We start from the raw sequence: 7,285 nt of genomic DNA, 5'->3' as shown, positions 1-7,285 counted from the left end.
TCGTTGCTGTGGAGCAGGCCGTGGCCGCCCCTTATGCGTCGTCTCGTCTTGCCGACGCCGGCGCCCGGGTGATCAAGGTCGAAAGGCCCGAAGGAGACTTCGCGCGCAACTACGACAAGTTGGTGCGGGGACAGAGCGCTTACTTCGTCTGGCTCAACCGGGGCAAGGAGTCGATCTGTCTGGACCTGAGATCGGAGGCGGACCGCGCCGCGCCTCGGTCACAGTGCGCAACTTGACCAGATCATTGAACGGCGTTTTTCCGAACTATCCTGCCACGAAGCAATGCAGGAGCTTGAGGCGGCCGGTTTGGCATATGGCCGACTGAACGAGGTGGCGGACATTTCAAGGCATCCACACATTCGCAGGGTGCAGGTTGGCACACCCGAAGGAATCGTCGAGACGATAGCGCCGGCGGCGATCTTCAACTCTGAGCGCCCCTCGCTGCGCCCAGTTCCGGCTCTTGGCGCTCATACGGAGATTGTCCGCGAGGAGGTTCTGGCGCGTTCACGCGAAAGGGCTGCGTCAGCGTGAGCGCGCCTCTCGTAAGAGGGCTCGGTCGCAATTTGCAGAAGGCACGCCTGCTCCTGGCCCCCCAGTGCAACCGCCGCCCAGGATGTTAACCGCCCCCCGCCCTCGCTAAAATCGACCGCAGAGGCTACTCCATGATCAAGGACACCGTTCCGGCCGGTTTTTTCGCCACCGGCGGCGAAAGCCTGTCGGTCAAGCTCGACGACTTCGATGACGCGGTCTCGCAGACTTTCGAGCGCGTATTGAAGACATTGTCGCGCCTCGGTGCCGAAATCGAATACATCCAGATCTCGGAATTCCATCACCCCGGCCCAATTAACAGCAATGGCGGCTGTGCCGCTGCCGAAAGCTATGTTTGGCATTGCTATCAGCTGGCCAGCAAGCGCGATGTCTACGACCACCGCGTGTCCGCCCCATCGGCGGCACGGCTGAAGATGATCTGCTGCTCCAGGTTCAGGGCGTGATCGCCGAATACCCAGCGCCTCGGTTGCACGGGAGCCAACCTGATCGGGTTTTCTTTTGACGATCTCGACGGCCGCGAGATCGGCCAAATGGACCATGAAGTCCGCCTGATCGCTCCCAATTACGTGAAGCTCGTCGCGTCACGCGGCAAAAGGATCCATGAGGACGGAGCGCGAGGATTTGGCCCTATGCCCTACTCCTCTATCTCAAAATCAGATGGCCTCAATACACACACTGAATTTGACGCAAGCCCATCGGCGATCAAAAATCCACCAACAAGCCAGAAAGCAAAACGACCGGAAAGCGGAGGAGACAAATGAGCTTATTTGGTGAACCGCAAGCGCATCAATGTTTGCAAGTTGCCGCCGGGGTTCAATCATCCGCACTCCGCCCGGCTTCGGCGTGATCCTCGGACAAGATACGAACGTGGATCGACTACGGTGACGGCGGAAAGGCGGCTCGTCGAGCTGCGAAAAACCGCTCCCTCAAGCAGATTAGGCGCGGATCGAGCCACAAACCAAAAAAAGGGGAAATGGAACATGACAATTTCACGACGCGAAATCATCAAAACGGGTTTGGCCGCCGGAGCGGCTTTATCGATCCCGTCGGTCCTACGGGCACAGACATTGCCCGCCGACGCTCGGACGGTTCGCATGGCTATGGGAGATCTCAGCGTCTTCGATCCGGTCGCTACGACAGCCACAATCACCTTCAACCATGCCTTGGCAATTTACGACAGTCTGTTCGGGGTCGATTCCAAGTTTGTGCCGCAGCCGCAAATGGTGGGCAAGTGGGTTGTTTCCGACGACAAGAAAACCTACACTTTCGAGCTCCGCGATGGTCTGGAGTGGCACGACGGCACGCCTGTCACTGCGGCGGACTGTGTGGCCTCGATCCGTCGCTGGGGCCAGGTGAGTCCCGGCGGGCAGTTGCTCATGGCGCGGGCCATAGATATCTCGAAAAAGGATGACAAGACCTTCACAATCGCGCTTAAGGAACCGCTCGGGGCTCTGCTCACCATCCTGGCCGACGGCGGCCCGTTTATCATGCGGGAGAAGGACGCGAATCTTCCCGCGACGGAGCAGGTGACCGCGAATATCGGATCGGGACCGCTCAAGTTCAGTAATGCTCTTGCCACGCCGGGCGCGAGCTTCACTTACGATCGCAATGAAAAATATGTGCCACGCGGCGAGCCGTCCGACGGACTAGCCGGTGGGAAGGTCATGAAGGTTGATCGCGTCGTTTGGGACATCAGCTTGGCCGCCGATCCGCAGACTGCCGTCGCTGCCTTGCAAGCAGGTGAGATCGACTTCTTGTCGGGGCCGCCGGTCGATCTGTTTCCAGTGATCGAGAACGACCCAAACCTTGAACTCCAAGTTTTGGACAAGGCCGGCAGCGACATGTTGCTGCGCATGAACTGCCTGCAGAAGCCGTTCAACAACCTGAAGGCGCGCCAAGCGATGCTTCACCTGGTCGATCAGGAGGCGTTCGTGCGTGTCATATCCGCCGACCCAAATTACGGTCACGCGGTCACTTCGATCTTTGGAAACGAAACGCCGGTGTCCAATGACGAAAATACGGGATGGTTCAAGAAGGGCGGCAACCCGGAAAAGGCCAAGCAGCTCTTCAAGGAGGCTGGATACGCCGGCGAGAAAATCGTCATCCTCCAACCCACGAGCTGGAAGGAGGCTAGCGATGCCTCGCAGCTTCTGGCGGCCGAGCTGCGGAAGATTGGGGTCAATGCCGAGCTTGCGCCGAGCGACTGGGGAGGGGTTGTTGCCCGCCGCGCGAACAAGGGCCCCGTTGAGGACGGAGGCTGGAGCATCTTCATGTCGAGTGAAGCTGAATGGGTCCGCGGCAATGTTATCGGTGCAGTCACCCTGACCATGAATGGCGAAAAGGGTTGGTTTGGCTGGCCTCAGAATGACGACTATGAGGCTCTTAGGGTCAAATGGGCGGATGTCGAAACGCTCGAAGAGCGCAAGGCCCTGGCTCGCAAGATGCAACGAATTTGGTGGGACTATGTGCCTGACGTTCTGTTGGGTCAGTATGTCAACCCAATCGCGCGCAGCAAGACGCTGACCGGCCTCATCGGCATGCCAGAACTCCTCCCAATGTGGAACATGCAGAAGGCCTGACCCTAATGGGCGCGTACATCCTTCGCAGACTCGTCTCGACCGTCGCCGTGATGGTGATGGTCGGGATTTTCATCTTCCTGCTTCTCAGGCTGGCGCCCGGCGATCCGGCAGCAATCATCGCCGGCGAAACGGCCACAGCACAGATGATCGCCGGCATCCGCGAGCAGCTGGGACTGAACGAACCACTGCCCGTTCAGTTCGTGCAGTGGGCGCTGAGCATTCTCGGCGGCGATTTTGGCACCTCGATTTTCACGGGGCGACCCGTGCTCCAACTCATCGCGCAGCGGCTGGAACCGACCATTTCCATCGCGATCTTGACGCTTATCGTTTCGGTGACGACCGGAGTCTCCTTCGGCATCCTCGCCGCCTGGCGAGCTGGCGGCCTCATCGATCGCGTCCTTACCGCCTTTGCGACACTTGGTTTTTCTGTCCCGGTGTTTGTCGTCGGCTATCTTCTGATATACTGGTTTGCTATCAGAATGCACTGGCTACCGGTCCAAGGTTATGTCCCTATTAGCCATGGCTTTGGGCCTTGGTTTGTGCGCCTGATCCTGCCTACAGTGGCTTTGGGCTTTCCCTATGTCGCTTACTTCGCCCGAATTGCACGGGCAAGTATGCTCGAAGTTCTGTCGGAAGACTATATGCGGACGGCCGCCGCCAAAGGCGCCTCGTCATATTCCATGCTCTTCCACCATGCTCTAAAGAATGCCGGTGTCCCGATTTTGACCGTAATCGGCATGAGTTTCGCAGGTCTGATCTCTGGCGTCGTCATCACGGAAACGGTTTTCAACATACCTGGTGTCGGTCGTCTGGTTGTCGACGCAATCGACAACCGCGATTATCCCATCATTCAAGGTGTGCTCATCCTCGTTTCGGGCCTGTATGTCCTTATAAATCTTGCGGTCGATCTCGCTTACACCCTGATCGATCCCCGCATCCGGTACTGATATGACGCTCTTCTCCGCACCAATTGAAACCGTGCCGACGGGCCGGTCACGGCTATCCGATCTTCCGCGTCTGGCGAGGCGTCATCCTTTAGTCTTTGTAGGTGGCGGCCTCCTGGCGGCGTTGATCATGTTGGCACTCTCTGCCCCGCTTTACGCTGGCGATCCACTGAACATGGATCCCTTCAAACGCCTTCAGCCGCCTTCGGCGGAGATGTGGTTCGGGACCGACAATTTGGGCCGTGACGTGTTTGCCCGAACGATCTTCGGCGCGCGGATCTCCCTCATCGTCGGGTTGATCTCGGCGGCGGGCGCGGCTTTGGGCGGCCTTCTGATCGGCGTCATCGCTGGCTACATCCGCAGCCTCGATAATGTTGTCATGCGGGTCATGGACGGGCTGATGTCGATCCCGACGATTCTGCTGGCCATCGCCCTTATTTCTCTGACAGGCCCCGGGATCGGCATCCTAATCGTTGCCATCACGATCCCTCAGTTGCCAAGCGTCACTCGGATGGTCCGTTCGGCGGTCCTGAGCGTTCGGGAGCGTCCTTATGTAGAGGCCGCCGTCTGTGGAGGCGCACGCCTACCGAGAGTGCTGTGGCGGCATATCCTGCCGAGCACCATTCCGCCGCTTATGGTCCAGAGCGCCATTGTCTGCGCAGATGCGATTCTGACTGAGGCCGGGCTGAGCTTTCTAGGCGTGGGCGTACCACCCGAGATTGCTAGCTGGGGCAACATGATCTCGAGTTCTCGCCTGTATCTCGGTATCGCCCCAATGACGATCTTCGCCCCCGGCATCTGCCTCGCCGTCACGGTCCTTGCCGTCAACCTGCTCGGGGATGGCCTGCGCGACCTGTTCGACCCCCGTGCAAGGCGGAGACGTTGACATGCTGATGCGAGAATCTGCAGGGGATGACGTGCTTCTCGACGTTAGAGACCTTGAGACGCACTTTTACGGCGAAGAAAGCGTCACCCGCGCCTTGGGCGGCATCAGCTTCCAGGTTAAGAAAGGCGAGACGCTTGGCGTCGTCGGCGAATCGGGATGCGGGAAGAGCGTCACCGCCCTTTCCATTCTTCGCCTGCTGCCGAAGCTGACCGCCAGGACTGTCGGCGGCGAGGTCCGCTTTCACGGACGCGACCTCCTTGAGCTGTCGGATCGGGAGATGCGACAGATCCGCGGCGACCAGATCGCCATGATCTTCCAGGAGCCGATGACGAGCCTGAACCCGGTCTATACGGTCGGCCGCCAGATCGCCGAGGCGGTGCAGATCCACACTAAAGCGTCCCGCTCTGTGGCCATGGCAAAGGCCGAAGAGATGCTCCGTCTCGTCCGCATCGCGGATCCCGAGCTTCGCGTCAACAACTATCCTCACGAAATGTCAGGCGGCATGCGCCAGCGCGCCATGATCGCCATGGCCCTTGCCTGCTCACCGGAACTCTTGATTGCCGATGAGCCAACCACCGCGCTCGACGTCACTATCCAGGCGCAGATCCTGCGTCTGATCGTCGATCTAAAAGAGCGCATGGGAACGGCCGTCATGTTCATCACGCATGATCTGGGCGTCGTAGCCGAGACGTGCCAACGCGCCATCGTCATGTATGCTGGCCGGATCGTGGAACAAGCGAGCGTCACGGATCTGTTCGCACGCCCCGCGCATCCCTACACCCAGGGACTCATGCGATCGGTGCCGGATCCGCGCCGTGGCCGTCAGCGCCGCCTTCCGGAAATCCCCGGCATCGTGCCAAGTCTGCGCGAGCCCATTGTGGGCTGCAGCTTTGCTCCTCGCTGCCCGTTCGTTATCGACATTTGCCGCGACAAGACGCCCGCCCTGCGTGATGTCGGGTCGAGCCACGCCGCGGCTTGCTGGCGCGCCGAAGAGGTGATGGGCGCATGAACGGTCCTCTGCTCAAAGTCGAGAATCTGACCAAGCACTATCCGCTTGGCTTGGGAATCTTCAAGAAAAACATTCCGGTGATCCGGGCGGTCGAGGATGTGTCCTTTTCCGTCGAGGCCGGCGAGACACTCTGCATCGTCGGCGAATCCGGCTGCGGCAAGTCGACCGTCGCGCGGCTCTTGATGCGGCTCGTCCAGCCGACGGGTGGGCGTGTGCTGATCGACGGGACCGACATTGCGGTCCTCAAGAAGGACGCGCTTCACGCGTGGCGCCGTCGGATGCAGATGGTCTTTCAGGATCCTTACTCGTCGCTAAATCCGCGCCTTACTGCCGGACAGATCATCACCGAACCCGTTGAGAATTTCGAGCGCCTCAGCCGGAGGCAGCGTCAGGCGCTTGCCGCGGACCTTCTCCAGAAGGTCGGAATGTCGCCCGAGATGATGCACAGGCTCCCTTCCGAATTGTCGGGCGGTCAGCGCCAGCGGCTCGGCATCGCGCGGGCGCTTGCCCTCCAGCCCTCGCTCATCATCGCCGACGAAGCGGTGTCAGCCCTTGACGTCTCCGTGCAGGCGCAGATTCTGAATCTGCTTCTGGATCTCCAGCAGCAGATGGGCATCGCCTTCGTCTTCATCTCGCATGACCTTGGCGTCGTGGAGCATATCGCCCATCGCGTCGCGGTCATGTATTTGGGACGGATCGTGGAACTCGCCTCATCCGAGGCGCTCTTTGCCAAGCCGGTCCACCCCTACACCGAGGCGCTGATCGCGGCAGCTCCGGTGCCGGATCCGACGCGAGTTCGGCTGGAGGTGCCCGTCGAAGGCGAGGTCCCAAGCCCCATCAATCCGCCGAAAGGGTGCGCGTTCCACCCGCGCTGTCCGCTCGCGGTCGAGCGTTGTCGCATTGAAGTGCCGCCATTGGTGCCGATGGCAGACGGCCGCGACGTGGCCTGTCACGTGCGCGCTCCGGCCACAGGACATCGCGGCCCAGCCGTCTGCAGCGGCTCTTCGCTTAGTCCGGTGGCATAGTCACAGACCGTCACCTGATCGAGCATCCCGGGCCGCACCGCTGAGACAAACAATGACACATCTGCCACGTACGGCAAGATCGTCGCCCGTGAACTATCCGCAAGCCATTGATCTGGCATGTTGATGGAGAGGATCGTGGAATTGGAATTGCAGGATTTGAGGTGTTTGAGCGGTGTTTTCTTGCAATTCGGTTTTACGATTCCCCTGTGCGCTGAGGCGTGATTCACTCGGTTCGGCGGCGGCGAATCGAGGGGACGGCGAATGTCCAAGCCACGCGAGAAGCGCGAGACGGG

The 7,285-nt window shown here is 60.1% G+C and carries 10 protein-coding genes; 9 read left to right on the top strand and 1 reads right to left on the bottom strand.

Annotation, left to right across the window (positions count from 1 at the left end; genetic code table 11):
* The 9 genes from AC0L3D_RS35560 to AC0L3D_RS35520 all read left to right on the top strand — a co-directional run.
* Nucleotides 1-236, top strand: a 236-nt coding sequence (locus AC0L3D_RS35560) for a CoA transferase (RefSeq protein ID WP_473647410.1), incomplete at its 5' end; no start/stop codon positions are given.
* A gap of 4 nt (nucleotides 237-240) precedes the next feature.
* Entirely contained in the window at nucleotides 241-531 is a 291-nt protein-coding gene (locus AC0L3D_RS35555; protein WP_473647412.1) for a hypothetical protein, read from the top strand.
* A 131-nt stretch (nucleotides 532-662) separates the two neighbouring features.
* Complete coding sequence (locus tag AC0L3D_RS35550) at nucleotides 663-992, top strand: hypothetical protein (protein WP_473647409.1); 330 nt, start codon at nucleotides 663-665, stop codon at nucleotides 990-992.
* A gap of 87 nt (nucleotides 993-1,079) precedes the next feature.
* A complete protein-coding gene (locus AC0L3D_RS35545) occupies nucleotides 1,080-1,310 on the top strand; it encodes a hypothetical protein (RefSeq protein ID WP_473647408.1) in 231 nt (76 codons plus the stop codon).
* 219 nt (nucleotides 1,311-1,529) lie between these two features.
* Entirely contained in the window at nucleotides 1,530-3,128 is a 1,599-nt protein-coding gene (locus AC0L3D_RS35540) for an ABC transporter substrate-binding protein (protein WP_473647407.1), read from the top strand.
* A 5-nt stretch (nucleotides 3,129-3,133) separates the two neighbouring features.
* Nucleotides 3,134-4,075 (top strand): ABC transporter permease, encoded by a 942-nt coding sequence (locus AC0L3D_RS35535; protein WP_473647406.1) that lies wholly within the window; start codon nucleotides 3,134-3,136, stop codon nucleotides 4,073-4,075.
* Nucleotide 4,076: 1 nt separating this feature from the next.
* Nucleotides 4,077-4,958, top strand: coding sequence for an ABC transporter permease (locus AC0L3D_RS35530; protein WP_473647405.1), 882 nt, complete (start codon nucleotides 4,077-4,079; stop codon nucleotides 4,956-4,958).
* Nucleotide 4,959: 1 nt separating this feature from the next.
* Nucleotides 4,960-5,967, top strand: coding sequence for an ABC transporter ATP-binding protein (locus AC0L3D_RS35525; RefSeq protein ID WP_473647411.1), 1,008 nt, complete (start codon nucleotides 4,960-4,962; stop codon nucleotides 5,965-5,967).
* Complete coding sequence (locus AC0L3D_RS35520; protein ID WP_473647404.1) at nucleotides 5,964-6,992, top strand: ABC transporter ATP-binding protein; 1,029 nt, start codon at nucleotides 5,964-5,966, stop codon at nucleotides 6,990-6,992. The genes AC0L3D_RS35525 and AC0L3D_RS35520 overlap by 4 nt, the downstream gene beginning before the upstream one ends.
* A 93-nt stretch (nucleotides 6,993-7,085) precedes the next feature.
* Here the strand turns inward: AC0L3D_RS35520 and AC0L3D_RS35515 are convergent.
* Nucleotides 7,086-7,285 (bottom strand): hypothetical protein (locus AC0L3D_RS35515; protein WP_473647403.1); only part of this gene is annotated, 200 nt, incomplete at its 5' end.

Source organism: Mesorhizobium sp. WSM4837, assembly GCF_055811435.1.
This window is presented reverse-complemented; position numbering and strand designations above follow the sequence as displayed.

Excerpts from the sequence above, each read along its gene's own strand:
- AC0L3D_RS35550 (WP_473647409.1), top strand. The coding sequence starts at position 663 with ATGATCAAGGACACCGTTCCGGCCGGTTTTTTCGCCACCGGCGGCGAA.
- AC0L3D_RS35545 (WP_473647408.1), top strand. The coding sequence starts at position 1,080 with ATGGACCATGAAGTCCGCCTGATCGCTCCCAATTACGTGAAGCTCGTC.
- AC0L3D_RS35540 (WP_473647407.1), top strand. The coding sequence starts at position 1,530 with ATGACAATTTCACGACGCGAAATCATCAAAACGGGTTTGGCCGCCGGA.
- AC0L3D_RS35535 (WP_473647406.1), top strand. The coding sequence starts at position 3,134 with ATGGGCGCGTACATCCTTCGCAGACTCGTCTCGACCGTCGCCGTGATG.
- AC0L3D_RS35530 (WP_473647405.1), top strand. The coding sequence starts at position 4,077 with ATGACGCTCTTCTCCGCACCAATTGAAACCGTGCCGACGGGCCGGTCA.
- AC0L3D_RS35525 (WP_473647411.1), top strand. The coding sequence starts at position 4,960 with ATGCTGATGCGAGAATCTGCAGGGGATGACGTGCTTCTCGACGTTAGA.
- AC0L3D_RS35520 (WP_473647404.1), top strand. The coding sequence starts at position 5,964 with ATGAACGGTCCTCTGCTCAAAGTCGAGAATCTGACCAAGCACTATCCG.